We start from the raw sequence: 18,733 nt of genomic DNA on the forward strand, positions 1-18,733 counted from the left end.
TTATGGATCCATAAAGAAACGCCAAGTGCCAGTAATTAGGCAATTACTGGCACTTGGCGTTTAACTTTACGTTTAACTTGGCACTTGCAATTGTTTTACTCCAAGGTATTCCATAATACCATCTGCTATTTCTCTGCCAATTTCTTCAGTGTTGTCAACAATCCATTGTGCATCCGATTCATTTGTGTGGAAGGAAATTTCAATAAGACCAGTAGTTGCATTTATATATTGTATTTCCTCGCATGCACTGCCTTCTATAAGACCTCTTTTCCAACCTTCTAATGCATCTTCCGGACGAACCGAGAGGACATGACTTTCAACAGCTTGTGCAAATTCTTTGCTTGAGATATCATCCTTCTTGTAATAAATCTCCATACCTCTGACATCTTTATTTTTACTAGCATTAGTATGGATTGCAAAATGGACATTTGGTTTTTTAGAATTGCTGTCAGCAGCTATTTTATCGAGATACTCTTTTTCTGATAGCAACCTCCATGCTTTATCACTTCTATATACTACAATTCCGTTTTCTGACAATATTTCCTCGACCACATCAGCAACATCGCTCATACGGTCATACTCTGTACCATAATCACCAACCCCAATATTATGTATCTGCAATGAAGGACTCAAGTACACTGTCAACCCTGATGGGCAAGGTGATGGTTTTAAATTAATCTGTATACAAGGCCTGCCTTTAAGCCATCCGTCATCTGAAGCCGCCATTGCACCTTCATCGCTTAATGAGAAACTGCACGCTGGAAGAGTATAACCTATTTTTAAAGGTATCACATTTTTAAGTAAATACTGGCTGTATTTTTCTGACAGGTTACCTGTTCCGTTATTTGTAACCAGTTGATCAAACGTTGTTTCAACACCGTACCACCATCTGAAATTTACTGCATACAAGTCATATTCAATTATATTTGTTATAGCGGGCACACCTGATACCATTTCGTATGACTGCATTTTTGGTGCCCTCGAATTTAAGTATTGTGCAATCCTTCCTCCACCCTCTTTAAATAAACCTATATCAGGAATAGTTGAATAATCTGACTGTTCCAAACCGTTTATAAAGTTTCTATAATTTTCTCCGTAATGCGCGTAAGTAGATAATTTAGCTATTGCCTGGCTTTGAACTACTCGTTTAGCATCATCTTCAAAATCAATATTTGTTCCGTTCTCTCCATCTGCTGCTTTTATATCAGCATAAGTGTCGAAGCTTCCTGTACCTTCATTATAAAGTATTGCTATCAAAAGCCTCTCATCAAACTTAAATTCTCTTATTGGGTAAGTCAGTAGAAGCTCATAAAACTTGTCAACTTTTTTCTGATCCCATAATAAAAGCTCAATAATATATTTTCCCATAGCTGCATGATTTGAACTAAATTGGGCTCTTTCACTTTCCAAACTAGATTTGGCACCAGCATTAATTTCGTTGCTAAAGTATTTATCATACGATGAAATAAGGTAATTAATTAGAGTATCTACTTTACCTTGATTTTCTGCACACCTTATTATACTTTTATTGTTTGAGTAGTCTTGTACTTTTGCAACCTGAGCATTTAAAGCATTTATCTTGTCTGTAAATATCCTGTTAGGATCACCTGCAGATGCATTTTTGTAGTTAGCTCCAGTGAGATAAATAAACTTTTGGTCTGCAAAGTTCCATCCGGTATCTTTATTAAAGCTATATTCTCTTCTAACAACAGCACCCTTTTCAGCTCCCACAAAAACTGCTGCTTTTAAAACAACAGAGTCATATTTTGCTGACTTGATCAAAACCATATCATTATACTCCGATGATAATGCTGTTGGTTCAGATCCATCAAGCGTATACCTTATTACACCACCACTAATTGCTGTTGACATAGACACGCTAATGTCACTATCGTAGGTTCCTGATGGAGAATTAACTTCAGGTACAGCTAAAATATTTTTTACAATTACACTATAAGCCTGAGTTGCCAAAATAACTTCGTCACTGGCATTCAATCCTATAACTACAATTTTATAGTTTTTATTATTGTCCAGCTCTTTTGTATCAAGCTTTAGGTTATAATCGTAAGTTCCGGGTATTACCTTAACCAAGTCAGAGCACATTTCACTTGCTCCGGATGCATTCTCCACAGAAATCTGAAGATTTTGTATAGTATCCAGCTCACCTTTAAGGCTTACGTTTAAATCCAACGTTCCGCTTACAATAGCAGTCTTACTGGCATCAATACTCTTCCATATAAGTTTCCCGTCAGCATCCACTAATATTGCATGCTCCGCAGATTCTACCACTGTTCCGTCGCTTAATACAGCTGTTATCTTAAACACATGTCTTCCTGTATCAAGTATCTTTACTGATTTCTCAAACCTGGCTACACATGCAGTTCTTCCTTTAAATACCTTTGATCCATGATCCATCACAAACTTGTTTTTACAAGTTGAATCCCCAAGTATGGTATCAAGAGTAATCCACTTGCCACTGCTTAATCTGAATTGTATTGCAGCATAAGAAATATCCTGACTTCCTTCAGGCAAAAACATGTCTGCACTTATCTTGTAGCTTTCAACTGATTTTCCAGACTCAGGGGTAACATTTATGTTTCTAATCTTTACAGTAGTATCCTTTATAACAGGGTTGGTAAAATAACTCCATGTATTAATTTCATGATCACTAATTGAGAGAGCCAATTCACAATCAAGTTCCACGCTGTCAGGAAGGCCATCCGAATCAGTATCAGTTTCCAGATCTGCCTTATCAGGAACTTTATTCAATTTAACAACACTCATATCAAAAAGCCTTATCCATGAACCATCCAATGTTACATCTTTGATCTTTGAACTTAATTCTCTTAAAACCTCTGCAAAGTCAGAATTAATATCTGCAAAAAGTCCATTGGTTTCGGTATAAAGACTATTGTATACGTACTCATAACCAATATCTGAAACAACTGATGTTATTATACCGTCATTCTTAAGCAGGTCAATTTCCTGCGCCATGGTTGTAACATCTGTAAAGTGTGTGCCATCTTTGTAGTCTGCATCAGTCAGCAATACTATGAACTTTTTAGCATTTGGCCTAAAGCCCATTGTTCTAGCTTCTTCTAATGCATCTACAGCTGATTCAGGCACGTCTCCACCACCGTATACTAAAATTTCGTCAACTCTTTTCTTAAGCTCATTTACATCAGTGAACCAGCCGCAATTTATAGTTGTTTCACCAACTTCATATATATCCTTATAATCTATCAAACCGAACCTAATTTCAACATTTTTACTTAGTTCTTCTGCAAATTCGTTAACATTTGTAATAACATTTTCAATTTTATCGCCCATTGAACCAGTGGAATCAATGGCAAATATGATGTCTGCCTTTCCTTTGTCAAGAATTCCGCCGCTCTCATCATCACACATAAGGCTCTCAATAAGTTTACAAATATCCACGATACCACAAATACTAAAGTAGGGAGTTGAAGCACTTATTGTACCACTTGTAATGTCATATGCAGTATCAAGGATAGTAAGCTTCCCTTCATAAATAGTAAATACCTTAAGATTTTCAAGCTCATGTGAAGCCAAAGTATCTTTAGATATGCTGAATGTAAGATTTGCAGAGATTATATTTGCTTCGCAGGTAATTTCAACAGGATTTCCGATAATGCCTTCAATATTAGACAACTCAGGCATATACACAACTTCCTGCACTGATAAATTCTTTTCTGCATTTAGAGCACCTTCAATGCTTATAAATTCAAGAGTATCTGAAGTGGCAGATATTCCATCATCGAATTGATCCCTATATACATTTTCTGTTACTGTAACCAAACTATCCAAAACGCCTGGAGAAAATGAAAACATATTTAAAGGGCTTGAACCCAATTCAACTTCTTCACCTTCATAGAGGCCATCACCATCGGAATCCGGATTGAGCGGATCTGCTGAATATTCCTTTATTTCTGCCCCATCTGCCAAACCGTCTTCATCTGAATCCATAACCAAAGGTGCTGTGCCAGCACTATATTCCTCCTTATTGGTTAGTCCATCTCCATCAAGATCCATCTCTGCATCACGATATGGATTATCCAAGGTAAACACAGCAGTAGGGTTTGTACCAAGTTCAACTACTTCATAATAATCACTTAATCCATCCCCATCGGTATCACTGTTGAATGGACTAATAAAAAACGCTCCATCGACTTTCTCCCCTGGTTTTCCTACAACATCAACTTTTGTAACCCCACCATCTTTTGTTACTTTACGTGGACACAATTCTGACCAGTCACTAAAACCATCTCCATCAGTATCAGCACTGAGTGGATTTGTAAGGTACTCTTCAATTTCCTCATAATCTGAAAGACCATCTTCATCGGTATCTGCAATTAATCTGGAAGTTCCATATATATCTTCTTCAGCATCAAGAAGTCCATCATTGTCTGAATCAATATTGACACTTACCAACTTTGTACCAGTATGTGTTTTACCCTCCCTGTCAGTTATAACAATTTCTATTTCATTCCTATAGCTTGGAAGTTTCATATTTAATAACTCAAATTCATAAACCCCGGTCTTACTATTAATTGTCTTATAGTCTGTAATGCTATATGTATCGGAGTTATAGCTTCCTGCATCGTCAGTATAGCTGATTATGCAGTCTATTGATTTTATTGACGGGACATCCATTGTTCTGCCTTTAATATAAACACTATCAGAACCTGTCAGCGTTTCAGGTGCAATAAAATGGATGCTTCCTTCAGTATTTGCTGTTGGTGTATTGGTTGGTGTATTGGTTGGTGTACATGTCGGTGTATTTGTCATTATATTTGTTGGTGTGTTTGTTAGTGTATGCGTTGATGTGTTTGTTGGTGTACATGTTGGTGTATTTGTTGGTGTACGTGTCGTTGTATGTGTTGGGGTATGTATATTTACTGGTGTAGATGTAGGTGTTGGCGTTTCATGAGACACATCCGCTGTAGCTGGGCCTCCTGGGATCTCTTCACTATCTACAACAATACCTAAAAATGCAAGACTTTTTCCAAGTAAACAAAAAGCTTCTGCACGGGTTGCAGGGTTAAATGGTCTGAATGTGTTATCAGGGTATCCGCTTATTATATTATTTTTCTTGCAAGCCATAACCTGCTTATAAAACCAGTCATTATCCTTCACATCAGGAAAAGAATTTTCGTAATCTTGTGATTGAGTATCAAACTTACATAATTTTGATACAAGTTGAGCTATCTCCCCCCTTGAAATATTACTATTTGGCTTGAATGTGCCGTCAGGATAGCCCCCAATAAGTTCGTTGCTAGATGCAATATCAATAATATTTTTATACCATGCATCACTTTTCACATCTGAAAAGTCTTTAATCTTTTCACTTGCCGCTTCAGCCTTAAGAATTTTCACTATTACAGCAACAACTTCTGCTCTTGTAATATTCCTGTCGGGTTGAATTTTAATTCCATCGTTCGAAGCTATACCTTTTATATAACCAAGATTTATCATGTTAGTTATCTCGTTTTTTGCCCAATGCCCGGTTATATCACTATAATCAGCACTTTGAGTTGTTTTCGAAAAGCAAACGAAAGATTGCATACATAATAAAATTATTAGCATGACAGAAATGCTGACTCTCACTATTCTTTTCATAACACTCTCCCCTAAAAAATTATTACATATTCTGTATCTTTAATATGTTCAACAACAATGATATATCATGTTTAACAAATCGTCAATTTCCTAATTACCCACTTAATGCCAACTCTGAAATTTTCGAAACCTCTGGCAGGTCAGCTATCAACTAAAGCATCCAAGCTTTCAGCTTCCCAACCTCTTTTTTAACATATTTTCTTACTTCGTTGTATTTTTCCATAGCATTTAATACAGCCTCCTGATCGGGATTTAAGCCACCGTATTTAGACTTGTTAAAACAGTCGGCAAATTCCGACATGTTTACTCCACTGGCTTCAAGCACTCTGACAGCATAATTTGATGGTGTCTCATATTTCTTTATCTCTAGGTCAATCTTCCTTAATAAATATGATATTCTTGCAAATATCATCGAAATCGCCATACTTCCATCTGCATTTAAAACACTCTTTTTCCACATACTTCTACGAACACGGTTAAATAACCAAATCAATAGAAAGAGTAAGAAAATAGTATATGGGATAAATAACAGTTTAACCCAAAGCGGCATAACTTTTATAAAATTCCCAATTGATGATGCAATATAGCCGATTGTATTGAATAAACCTTCAAAGAATGCGCTGAATCTGTTGCCTGAGTTTCCACTCCCAACCGTTGGTTCAAAAACCATCCAGCCATAACCTGCAATATAAACCTCCGGAAAAGCGTGGGCATGTTTTTCTCTGATAAGATAATTCCCTGTTTCCGGGTCCCATTCATTTGCTACAAAACCTTCCACATATCTTGCCGGTATACCTGCTGCCCTTGCCAGAATAACCATTGCAGATGCGAAGTGCATACATATACCTTTTTTACTTTCAAAAATAAAGAAATCATTATAATCCATACCTTTAGATGGACTTGGGGGTGTTAAATCATACTCAAACCCTGTAGTATCAAAAAAGTCTACTATAGCCTGGGCTTTATCATAATCGCTTGTCGCCCCCTCTGTTATGTTGTCTGCCAAATCATATATTCTCTGAGGCAAATCTTCCGGCAGGTCTGTATAATTATCATAAGCTGAATCCATTTCAGAATTGGCTTCTTCTATTACATTTTTCGTTTCAGAATCTATTACTAATTGACCACTGGATAAATTCTTATCCAATGCTCCATCGTTGTTATTACTAACTTTATATTTTTTAAGATCAAATATGCCCGTAACAAAATCCCTGTTTACTTCCCTAAGCAGATTGAATTCCAAAGATGAGTGAGACAAATTCTGAGAAAAATAATCAATAGTATATGATTCATTTAAATCAGGAATTTGTTCGTTTTCTATATAACACTCAGCATGTCCATTTATATATACAATTGGATTATTCCACAATCCAAAACTACATACTCCCGGTGGGTTTAGTAATGATTGCATTGGTACTCCCTTTGTTTGGATATAAGCTTGCTTTATCTCCTGCTGTTTTGGAGTACCCTCTAAATATTTATCCACTTTAGCATACTCGGATGGAAGCAAACTATTTTTTTTCATTTGCTGCAGTAGCTCTGCCAATACATAAAACTTAGTGTAGCTGTTCTTAATGTCTTTAATGTCTCTCTTATTATCAAGTTCCTTATTCCCTTTAATCCATCTATTGTCTACATATTTATCCCAGCTCTGAACTCTAAAATAGAGGGGTTCCTTCGCTTGTACTTCAAAAAGTACGTTATCTCCTAATGGAGGTGTACTTGAACCTAAAATGCTTTGATTTTTAATTGACATTGTATTAAATATTTTAGCTAAGTTCTCAACCTCTATATTTTGACCGTTTGTTTGGGCCAGATTTTGTATTGTCTCATTTAAAACTTGTTTTATATATGCAACTTTAGGTACTGTTTCAGGTTTTGGAGCAGTTAGTGATAAAGTAAGAACTATAGCAATAAAAATGGTCGCTGACATAATATACCACGGGTTATTTATATGATAATCCTTATCTAAATTTACTGTTTTCTTTACTGTACGCTCCAAATACAATAAAAAGAAAAATATCAGAAAAAGCACAAACGGTAATGTAATTCCACGATCCGTTTTAGCTGATTGCAACATGAAAGGTATAATTCCAATAAGTAAAAGAACCGGTACTCTATACCTTATATTGGTAAAATAATAAACTGTTGAAGTTAGCCCGTAACATGCAATCAAAACAGTCGCGAACCAGAAAGCCGGTATGAGTTCAACACTTTCGGGTTTTGTTACAACAATCCATATAAGATATGACAAATTCGATTCACCGGAAAAAAGAATAATTACCATAATACTCATAAAGTATACAACTGACCCAAGAACAAACACTATACCTCCTGCTGTCCCCTGCTTTTTTGCGTATATACAGCAGATAAAGAGAATAGTATTAACCAGGGAAATCACTAGTAGTATATCAACTATAGGCATTCCCAAGAATGAAGTCATTGCCCAGTAAGTTAATATAATAGAAAATATAAGTGATAATTTTTGATTGTTCAATTCCCTAAATAGCGCTTTCATTACATCCCATCCCCAAAAATAATAATGTCATTCCAACCATGTGAAAAATCCGGAGTAATATTTCAGCTATTCCTTAACCGCTTATGAGAAGGCCTCAGTAATATCATCATCTGTGCCTAAAACCCATGCATTACCCTCTCTATGAGCAAACACCTTCTCTGCTTTAGCGGTAACCATACTTTTCGAAACGGAACTCTTTACCGAAACGATATCAATAGTTATGCCATAATCAGAAAAGCAATCAATTGCCTTTTGCAAATTATTATCAAGATGCCCGGTAAAAACTGTTGCCTCGCCACCTCGAGCATACCGGCTTCTGCCTTCATGTTCCATAATATCAGTTAAAGGCAACCGTTTTGATGAGTCTGCAGTAATATCGCTCGTGAACTTATAAGATGCTAATCTGTGCTGAATCTCATTAATACTCTTTCCATCGGTTATACCATACTTATTCCAGTTACCATCCTCATATAGCCATAACTCAACTTCTCTTCCTGTTTTAATTGATATATTTGCTACTGCAAGTATTACTTCCAACGTCTTTTCTTCCAGTATCAATACTTCATCTTCCGTATTGCCATTATTCTCATTATTAGATTTTGTTAAGGAGTTAAACAGCAATTGATAAATCGTTTTACTGTCTCGTTTTCTTTGAAGCATTTCCATACATGGATCTAAAACAAGACGTTTTTTTGCTACTCCTCTCCCCTCATCCTTCCTAACCATAAGTGTTTCACTTCTGGCAGAAAGTTTCCAGTGTACCTTATGAAGTGGATCGCCCGCCATGTACTCCCTGAACTCATAGCCCGGTTCTCCACTCCAATTGTAAAACCCTGTTGTTGAAGTGCCTGAATCATCCTGCTGCGGTGTATCAGATGAATCCAATAAAATTTTACTGGTTGGCTTTATGCTTACAAGCCTAGGCAAAACAGTTACTTCTCCAGTGTACCGACTCTCCTCAGTATTTTTTAATATTGAAACTTTAAAGAGATTTAAGTAATCTTTAAGCCAAACGCCACTTACACCTATTTCTCCTATACCCCTGCTTTTTGCAGTGTATTCCTTAGTTATAATTTTAGTTTGAAATGGTCCCAATGAAACTATCTCATTAGCTGAACCCGATATACTAAAATTTACAGCCTGACAAAACCTAATATTAACAAATGGAATAGGCATAAAAGACTTGTTTTCAATACACACACTGACTCTTATAATGCCGCATTTTTCAACCTCTGACGACGGAGCATCAATAGATACAGAAAGTCTGTCCCTAAACGGGAAAATCAGCAGAACTGACACTATTGGAGAAAAGATAAACATGTACACCATTACCATGCTTGTTTCTCCACCGATAAAGTAAGAATACAAATAAATAAAAATTGTCATTAAGAAAAGCAAACCAAAATTTCTCATAAAAGTTTTCCTTTGCTTATATACAGAATACAAACAACTATAGTGCATTTTACATTTTGAAATTAGTAATGTTAATAAGCACTAAAATGTTGGGACCTTAACTTTCACAATTGCTTCATGTACCACATCATCTGCGGTAATGTTTTTCATTTTTGCACCAGAATTCATGATTATCCTGTGGGCTAGAACTGGAGCTGCCATTTTTTGAATATCATCAGGAATTACATATTCCCTTCCTCTAATAAAAGCCCAAGCTTTTGACGCTCTGTATAAATTAAGACTTCCCCTCGGACTTCCCCCAAGTACTACGTCAGGACTTTTCCTTGTAGCCTCAATAATATCTACAATATATGTTTTCAAACAATCTTCAATATTGATCTTTTTAACCTGATTTTGAAGCTCAATCAGGTCACTAATATTAGCAACAGGTGCAAGTTCAGATAAAGGATTATCGCTTCCAAACCTGTCAATTATCAACTTCTCTTCACTCTTTTCCGGATAGCCTATAGATAGCTTTAAAAAGAATCTGTCCATTTGAGCTTCAGGTAGAGGATATGTCCCAAAACACTCTACAGGGTTTTGTGTTGCAAGTACCATAAATGGCCTAGGCAATTGATAGGTTTTTCCATCTACTGTAACCTGATTCTCTTCCATTATTTCCAGAAGGCTTGATTGAGTTTTGGGGGAAGTCCTGTTTATTTCATCCGCTAAAAGAAAATTGCACATTGCTGCGCCCTTCCTATATTCAAATTCACGAGTGGCTGGATTAAACATAGAAAAACCCATTATATCCGACGGCATTAAATCCGGAGTAAACTGTACCCTGTTAAATATACCGTTAACCGAACGTGCAAGCGTAGCTACAATCTGTGTTTTGCCAACCCCCGGTACATCTTCAATCAATACATGTCCATCACTTAATAGTGCTACCAGAATATGTTCCAACACAGACCTTTTACCTACGATAACTTTTTCCATATTTCCTATAAGTGCCTCAACCATATTATTCATCAAATGTACACCTCAGAAATTATTTTATTTTTAAACCTAAACTGCAAACTATGAAAAACTATATAACACAAAACTTAAGACTTGATACACCAATGATATTAAATGTTTTTGAGCACATAATAACATCTAGAATTCTTATAACTCGAAAAATATCGCATTTTGTTAGTATTTACATATTATATTATATTACATAGCATGGTAGTTTTACAAGAATGTAACTCTTATTTTGTATGCCTCCTTAGGCATTAAAAATAGCCATATAAACATTAAGTCCATATGGCTATCAGAATAAACGGCATTAAAACTCAGTTAAAATAAATATTATGACATTCCAAGCAACTTCTTCCTTAAAAGTCCAAAGTCAATTGAATTAACTGATCCATTACCATCCATATCTCCAGCTGCTAACTGTGCAGACGTAAAGTCAGTTTTCATAGCTAATAAGTACTGCCTCATTAAACCAAAGTCGATTGAATTAACAGCCCCACTGAGGTCCATATCGCCCCTAAGAGTTGATGGAGTTGATGGAGTAGGTGTTGACGGTGCTATAGTTTTAGTCGGAGTAGCCCCTTCTGTAGGAGCTGTTCCATCTGGCTCTGTACCGAATATTAACTTATCTCCATCATAAACTGTAATCTTCTTGGTTTTAACAACGGTGCTAGCTGCTAATCCATCATATGAGTAATCGTTCTTAGGATCCCAGTAGCTTGTTGCTTCAGGAGCAGAAATACGGAACTGAACTTCACCAGAAAATGCAGACTGTCCACCTGGGTATATATTTGTTCCATCTTCGAACTTAACATTTACATAATAAATATCACCAGAGTATTGTTTAAGTTCCGAAATAGTTACAGGGAATTCCGAAATATTTACCTTTACTTTCAAATCACTCAATTTAGCACCTGCTGCAAATACCTCTGACAGATCAACGTAATAATTGAAAGACAAATCTTTTATCACTCTTGCCGGCCAACCTGATTGGTTATTTAATAATACCTTTAGTTCAGTATAGGTAGGTCCTGAAGAGTTAATTGACGCCTCTGCGAAAAACTCATCTTCCTTTGTTTCAGGCTGAGGGAAGTTAGCAACAGGTGTTCCGCCGTATATTGAGCACATCTTCGCAAGCATTCCTGTATACCCTGCATTATAATCACAAGCAACTTCATTAGCAGTATAATCCTGAACAGTATCAGTGTACCCATCGCTCGAGCTAGGTCCTCCAACAAGAGCTCCATAGAGTATATGCCTATGGTATGGAGGTGTATTTATGTTGTCAGCCCATGAACCTTGAGATGTTCTATGATGGGGATGTACCGGAGGATTAGTACCAAAGCCACAAACATAACTTCTTTTGCTTGGATTTGCTCCTAAGCAATAATCTATATGAGTTTTAGCAAAACCCTCATATCTGGCCTTAAGAGTTGAGTCATCAATAGAATCGGAATATACACTTGCTAAAAATGCAGTTGTTGTAGCATATCTTAAACATCCCCATGTATCAAGCCATGCAAGTCCACCTGGAGTGTATTTTATTTTTGCACCATTGTATCCTACTGTCCAATAATCAAGGTGCATCTTAATGTAATTATGATATTCTTCCTTACCTGTAATCCTTGAAAGGAGCAGTATTGCACCGGGTTTACAATCATCCCAGCAGTGACACCATTGATACTCTATATCAGTGGAGGCTCCCTGTCTCTCCAGGTTTGGTAAATATGATTCTGCCTTTTTAATATAGCTCTCGTCACCAGTTGCTATGTATAACCATGTTGAAGCCCACAAAAGTTCATCCCAGAATCCGCTCCATGATTTATAGTAGTCGTTTGCTGCTGTATAAGTGCTGTCACTTCTTACAGAATCTCCAAGGCTAAACAGGCTCTTTGCATGTGTAAGATATGTACTGTCATTTAATACTATTGACCCGACAGCAAGAGCTGCTGCCATTTGCCCTGTTATGCAAGACGCATTACAAGTATAGGATGGACGAGCCATCTTCTTTTCAATAACTTCAACAGGCCCCCACCAGTTATGGTCTTTTGCTCCATCTCCAACCTGATATACTACGCTGGTCCCTTTGTCACAATCTACAAGATAGTCAAGTACAAACTTTAAGTTGTTTTTCATTGTATCCATCTGTCCTGATTTCTCAAACCCTTCCGGGTACTCATACATCGCCCATCCAAGCATTGCTGCTGAATATGACATTGGAAGATTGAACTTAACATGATCTCCGGCATCATACCAGCCACCTAAAACAGCATCATTCATTGTTGCATCTCCACGCCATTCAACACGGTTCCAATCAGGAAGCGGTCCCGCCTGCTGAGCTTCATAGAAATAAAGTGATTTTTGAAGAGCTTCTGCATAATTATAAGATGATGAATCCGCAGAAACTGTTGCCGACGGAAGCACCAATGAAAGTGACAAAGCTGCCGACAGTACCAAAGATATAATTTTCTTCACGTACAACTCCTCCTTAATAAAAATTTATAAATTATTTTAAGACTAATACCCCGTACCTTGTCCATATTTTTTCTACGGAATTATAGCCCTAATTATCATTATATAATGGAAATTAAACCTAATTATATTATATTACATAACAGAGTGACTTTACAAGAATACAACGTCTTATTTTGTATACTTCCTAATGCTATAAAAATAGCCATATAGACCTTTAAAGTCCATACGGCTATTAGTACTAAATAATATAAACCTTAGTTAAAACAACTATTATAGCATTCCAAGTAAAAACTTCCTTAAATATCCCAAGTCAATTGAAGTAATTTTTCCATCACCATCATAATCTCCAGCTTTTAACTGTATAGGCGTAATTTCAGGCATTAAACCTAATAAGTACTTTCTCATTGTACCTAAGTCAATTGAATTAACAGATCCATTGAGGTCCATATCACCCTTAAGAACTGTTGAACTATTTGTTGGAGTAGGTGTTGGTGGTGCTATAGTTTTAGTTGGAGTAGGCCCTTCTGTAACAGTTGTTCCATCTGGCTCTATACCGAATATCAATGTACTTCCATCATAAACTGTAATCTTCTTTGTCTTAACAACACTGCTTGTTCCTAAGCCATCATATGAGTAGTCATTCTTAGCATCCCAATAACTAGTTGATGTAGGAGCAGAAATACGGAACTGAACTTCTCCCTGGAATGGTGACTGTCCACCTGGATATATGTTTGTTCCATCTTCGAACTTAACTTTTACATAATAAATATTACCAGAATACTGTTTAATCTCTGAACAAGTAACAGGGAATTCTGCAGTACCTGCTTTTACTGTCAAATCACTTGCTTTAGCACCTGCTGCCAAAACTTCTGTGAGGTCCATATAATAGTTAAATGATAAATCCTTTATAGTTCTTGCAGGCCAACCTGATTGGTTAGTCATTTGTGCCTTTATTTCAGTGTAATTAGGTCCAGCTGAATTTACACCTGCCTCTACAAAGAACTCATCTTCCTTCTTTTCAGGTTGTGGGAAGTTAGCTAGAGGTGTTCCACCGTTAACTGAACACATCTTTGCAAGCAATGCTGTATATCCTGCATTATAGTCAGTTGCAACTTCATTTGCAGTATAGTCTTGAACAGTATCAGCATATGCATCACCGGAGCTAGGTCCTCCAACAAGAGCTCCATAGAGTATATGTCTATGGTATGGAGGTGTATTCATGTTGTCTGCCCATGAACCTTGCGCAGTTCTATGGTGAGGATGTACTGGAGGGTTTGTACCAAAACCACAAACATAACTTCTGTTACTTGGATTTGATCCTAAACAATAATCCATCTGAGTTTTAGCAAAACTTTCGTATCTAGTCTTAAGTGTTGAATCATCAGTATAATCAGCATATACACTTGCAAGGAACCCTGCAGTTGTCGCATATCTTAAACATCCCCATGTATCATTCCAAGCAAGTCCACCTGGGGTATATTTTATTTTTTCACCATTGTATCCAACAGTCCACCAGTCAAGATGCATCTGTACAAAATCTTTATATTCCTGCTTGCCTGTAAGTTTTGCAAGCATAACCATTGCACCATAGTGAACATCATCCCAACAGTGACTCCACTTAAACTCTATGTTAGTAGTTTGTCCCTGCCTGTTTAGTTTAGGTACATATGCTTCTGCTTTTGAAAGATAACTTTCATCTTTAGTTGCTACATAAAGCCAAGTTGAAGCCCACAAAAGCTCATCATAGAAACCGCTCCATGAATTGTAGTATCCACTTGCTGCAGTATAGGAGCTATCACTGCGGGTAGAATCCGCAAGGCTAAATAAACTCTTTGCATGTGTAAGATATGTACTATCATTTAAAACTATTGACCCAATAGCAAGAGCTGCTGCCATCTCACCTACTACACAGGATCCAGTACCTGTATATGATGGACGTGTCATCTTCTTTTCAATAACTTCTACAGGTCCCCACCATGTATGGTCTTTTCCGCCATCTCCAACCTGATAAACTACACTGCTTCCTTTGTCACATGCTACAAGATAGTCAAGTACGAATTTCAAGTTGTTTTTCGCAGCTTGCATCTGTCCGGATTTTTCATAACCTTCTGGATACTCATACATTGACCATCCAATCATTGCTGCTGAATATGCCATTGGGAGATTAAACTTTACATGGTCTCCTGCATCATACCAGCCACCTTTTACATCGTCACCCATTGTTGAATCTCCACGCCATTCAACGCGGTTCCAGTCAGGAAGTGGACCTGCCTGCTGAGCTTCATAGAAAAAGAATGATTTTTGAAGTGCTTCTGCATAATTGTAAGTTGAGGCTGCAGAAACTGTCGCCGTTGGAAGCACCACTGAAAGTGATAAAGCTGCCGTCAGTACTAAAGACATAATTTTCTTCACGTACAATTCCTCCTTAATAAATAATTTTTAATTTTGTATTTTAAGACCAGTACTCCGCATTTACTCAAATTACTTTGCGTAACGGAATAGAGCCCTAAATATACCTCAGCAAAATTTAATGGATTTTTTCAAGCTTTGGGACTTTATAGTGAGGAGAGCTAAATAGTTATTGGTAAAGATACTGGAAATAAACAGAATTGGACGTTACAAAAGATTTATGTAGTGTGCTGCAAACATTAGTTACATATACAATATTTACCCAAAACAAATCACTATTTTTATTATATCCCATTCAACATTATGAAATTATTTCTATATATTATATATTATATTTCATTTTTTCGAAATGCACAATAATAATATAAATAAAAACAAGCTAACTTTCCTTAACATCCTTAGTTCGTTCCATTTTACAAAATGGAATTAGTGTTAAAATACCATTTCCAGATATAAAGTACCTCTTTTAATTCATGCTATCAATCAACGCAGAAACCAATAATCCGAAAAATAACATAAAATGGCTTTGACTACAATTTCAAACTTCCGTTTTTGTCTATATTCCTATTTTTATTGTCCTTATTCTATGGTAATATATTCTTTGAAGTATTTTGTTTTCATAGCAATTATAAATATAAAGATTATATAGAGAAATAAGGAATTTTTATTTTATGGCGTTTAAACTTCAACTCACAGTATTTATTTACTTGACTTCAATAGTTCTATTACTTGCATTGATAGTTTTTGTCCTTATAGAGGGAAAACGGACAAAGCTTTTATATAGTTTTGTTTTTCTTATGTCAACGAATTTTGTTTGGTCATTAGGCCTGTTGTTTGAATCTTTGAGCATTACCAGAGAACAAGGGTTTAGTGTATTGAAGTTTTATTACAGTGGGATATGCTATTTAGGGTTTGCCTGGTTAATATTTTGTCTATGTTATTCCAATTCAAAAATTATTAGCAGGAAAAAAAATATATTCTTTTTGGCAATTGCGCCTACCCTTCAATACCTTTCCCTACTGACAAATGAGCTGCATCACCTGTTTTATTTCAAAGGTGAAGATGGAAGGCAATTCGGAATATTTTTCTGGGTTCATTTTGTTTTTTCTTATACATATATTATAACAGGTACATTTATATTGATCCGGTATGCACTGAGATGCAGTACATTAAAGAGAAATCAGACAGTATTGGTTATTATTGCGGCTGTTATACCGTTAATCTTCAATATATTATATCTGATCTTCAAATTCAAAATTGAAATAACACCCTTCGGCTTTATTATATCTTCTATACTATTTCTGGTTGCCTCGTTTAAATATAGCTTTTTGGATGTTGAATCCAGGGTGCTGAAGAACTATGCAGATACCCTGCAGGAAGCAATTTGCGTTTTCGACAAGGATTTGAGGATTATTAAGTATAACAAGGCCTTCAAATGCTTTTTGCCCAACCCGGAAATATTATCCGGTGTAGAAAAAGCATCAGATATAGCCCTTTTGCTTGAAAAAATTATTAAAAAGACCAAGGAGTCTGAAAAGATTGTTCAGTATCTTCAGCTTGGTGTGAATGAGCCTTTTAGTGGAGAAATTATATTAAAAGGAGTGCGGGAACAGTCTTATAGAGTAAATATCAATCCTATTTTAAATCCAAAGGGACAGACTATCGGAACAGCGGTTTCTTTTGACAACATTCAGGAATATAGAGACTTAATAAAGGAAATGAACAACAAGAATAACGAACTTATAGCGCTTAACAGGCAGATATCTGGATATGCCTTAAAAGTTGAGGAATTGGCTATCGTAAAGGAAAGAAACAGGATTGCACAGGATGTTCATGATACACTGGGGCACACGCTTGTTTCCATAATTACACTTGCAGAAGCATTGGATATGACGTATGGAAAAGATGAAACCCGGGCAAGAAAAATCATTAAAGACCTGATGAAGATATCCAAGGATGGAATGAATGAGTTAAGACGCTCTATTTCAGGTATGGCTCCGGAGTCTTTGGAGGCCAATCATCTTATTAAGGCTGTTTCCGAGTTGACAGAGAGATTTAGCCATTCCGGACTCAGAATTGACCTTACATATGAAGGAAGCAGCGAATATGTTGACCGGGAAGTGTCGGATAATCTTCTTAAAATCTGCCAAGAGGCAGTGACCAACTCCATTAAACACGGTAAAGCTTGTAATATAAAGATAATGTTTATATTTTATAAAGCTTCCGTCAAGCTTTTTATATTTGACGATGGGGCAGGCTGTGCAGATATTCAGAAAGGAAATGGGCTTTCTGGCATGGAGGAAAGAATTCGCAAGCTTTCCGGGAAAATAGTATTTGGTTCGGATGGTGAAAAGGGTTTTAATATACATATCGAAGTCCCGCTGAAATAGGCAAAAAATAAGATTACAGAAATTTATGACAATCGGCTGGATTTTTTTAATAAACTAATGACAACCGTTAGTTTGCATATAGTGTAAAATATTATTGTAATCAATTTAGAGTAAAAAGTACAAAATGGAAAAGGGGCAGTATTGATGATCAAAGTTATGATTGTTGATGATTTAGTGATATTCAGAGATACATTGAAGTATATGCTGGATCATGACCCTGGTATTGAAGTGGTTGGAGGAGCATCAAACGGTTTTGAGGCTTTTGAATTGTGTAAAAGGATGCAGGTTGACCTGGTTCTTATGGATATTCTCATGCCGGATTGTGATGGTGTGGAAGGAACACGACTTATTAAGCAGCACTTTCCCAATATTAAAATCATTATTCTGACTACCTTTCAGGATGACGAAAACGTATCAAATTCCCTGAAAAACGGGGCAGATAGCTATGTTTTGAAAGACATCAGCGCTGTTGAGCTGATACATGCAATTAAAAGTGTATATCAAGGATATAACATTATCCAGAAAAACATATTTGAAAAGGTAGTACAAAAACTGGATGGAAATGAACCACATAATTTGGAGGAGAGTACTGCACTGGCAAAATTGAATGAACGGGAGATAAAAGTTATTCAACTTGTAGTTGACGGAAAAAGCAACAACCAGATAGCAGAAGAACTATTCCTTACAGAAGGATCGGTTCGTAATATTGTTTCTTCCCTACTGAGAAAACTGGATTTAAAAGACCGTGTCCAATTGGCAGTGTTTGCAGTACGAAATAAGCTTGTGTAATACATTCTACCGTACGTAACTAAAAAAAGCTCAGGGTCATCGAGACCCTGAGCTTTTTTACACAGCAGTTTTGTAAGTCTATTTTTTAATAATGATATCA

8 protein-coding genes are annotated in these 18,733 nt (G+C 36.4%); 2 read left to right on the top strand and 6 right to left on the bottom strand.

Going from position 1 to position 18,733, the window contains the following annotated elements; genetic code table 11:
* Window positions 1-72: 72 nt before the first annotated feature.
* From ACECE_RS0211270 to ACECE_RS0211295, 6 genes are all read right to left on the bottom strand, one after another.
* Entirely contained in the window at window positions 73-5,640 is a 5,568-nt protein-coding gene (locus ACECE_RS0211270) for an S-layer homology domain-containing protein (RefSeq protein WP_010681316.1), read from the bottom strand.
* A gap of 151 nt (window positions 5,641-5,791) precedes the next feature.
* The gene (locus ACECE_RS0211275; protein WP_010681317.1) at window positions 5,792-8,158 is read right to left on the bottom strand and encodes a transglutaminase-like domain-containing protein; all 2,367 of its coding nucleotides are present in this window, start codon (window positions 8,156-8,158) and stop codon (window positions 5,792-5,794) included.
* Window positions 8,159-8,239: 81 nt separating this feature from the next.
* Window positions 8,240-9,544: a DUF58 domain-containing protein gene (locus ACECE_RS0211280; protein WP_456049003.1), complete on the bottom strand. Its 1,305-nt coding sequence runs from the start codon at window positions 9,542-9,544 to the stop codon at window positions 8,240-8,242.
* A 108-nt stretch (window positions 9,545-9,652) separates the two neighbouring features.
* Window positions 9,653-10,582, bottom strand: a complete 930-nt coding sequence (locus tag ACECE_RS0211285; RefSeq protein ID WP_010681319.1) for an AAA family ATPase — start codon at window positions 10,580-10,582, stop codon at window positions 9,653-9,655.
* Window positions 10,583-10,903: 321 nt separating this feature from the next.
* The gene (locus ACECE_RS0211290) at window positions 10,904-13,045 is read right to left on the bottom strand and encodes a glycoside hydrolase family 9 protein (RefSeq protein ID WP_010681320.1); all 2,142 of its coding nucleotides are present in this window, start codon (window positions 13,043-13,045) and stop codon (window positions 10,904-10,906) included.
* Window positions 13,046-13,315: 270 nt separating this feature from the next.
* Window positions 13,316-15,457 carry a glycoside hydrolase family 9 protein gene (locus tag ACECE_RS0211295; protein WP_010681321.1) on the bottom strand — a complete coding sequence of 714 codons (2,142 nt, stop codon included), beginning with the start codon at window positions 15,455-15,457 and terminating at the stop codon, window positions 13,316-13,318.
* 668 nt (window positions 15,458-16,125) lie between these two features.
* Between ACECE_RS0211295 and ACECE_RS0211300 the strand changes: the two genes are divergently transcribed.
* Window positions 16,126-17,844, top strand: a complete 1,719-nt coding sequence (locus tag ACECE_RS0211300; RefSeq protein WP_010681322.1) for a sensor histidine kinase — start codon at window positions 16,126-16,128, stop codon at window positions 17,842-17,844.
* A gap of 144 nt (window positions 17,845-17,988) precedes the next feature.
* Window positions 17,989-18,633 carry a response regulator transcription factor gene (locus tag ACECE_RS0211305; RefSeq protein ID WP_010681323.1) on the top strand — a complete coding sequence of 215 codons (645 nt, stop codon included), beginning with the start codon at window positions 17,989-17,991 and terminating at the stop codon, window positions 18,631-18,633.
* The last annotated feature ends 100 nt before the right edge of the window (window positions 18,634-18,733 follow it).

The organism is Acetivibrio cellulolyticus CD2 (genome assembly GCF_000179595.2).
Taxonomy (GTDB): Bacteria; Bacillota; Clostridia; order Acetivibrionales; family Acetivibrionaceae; genus Acetivibrio; species Acetivibrio cellulolyticus.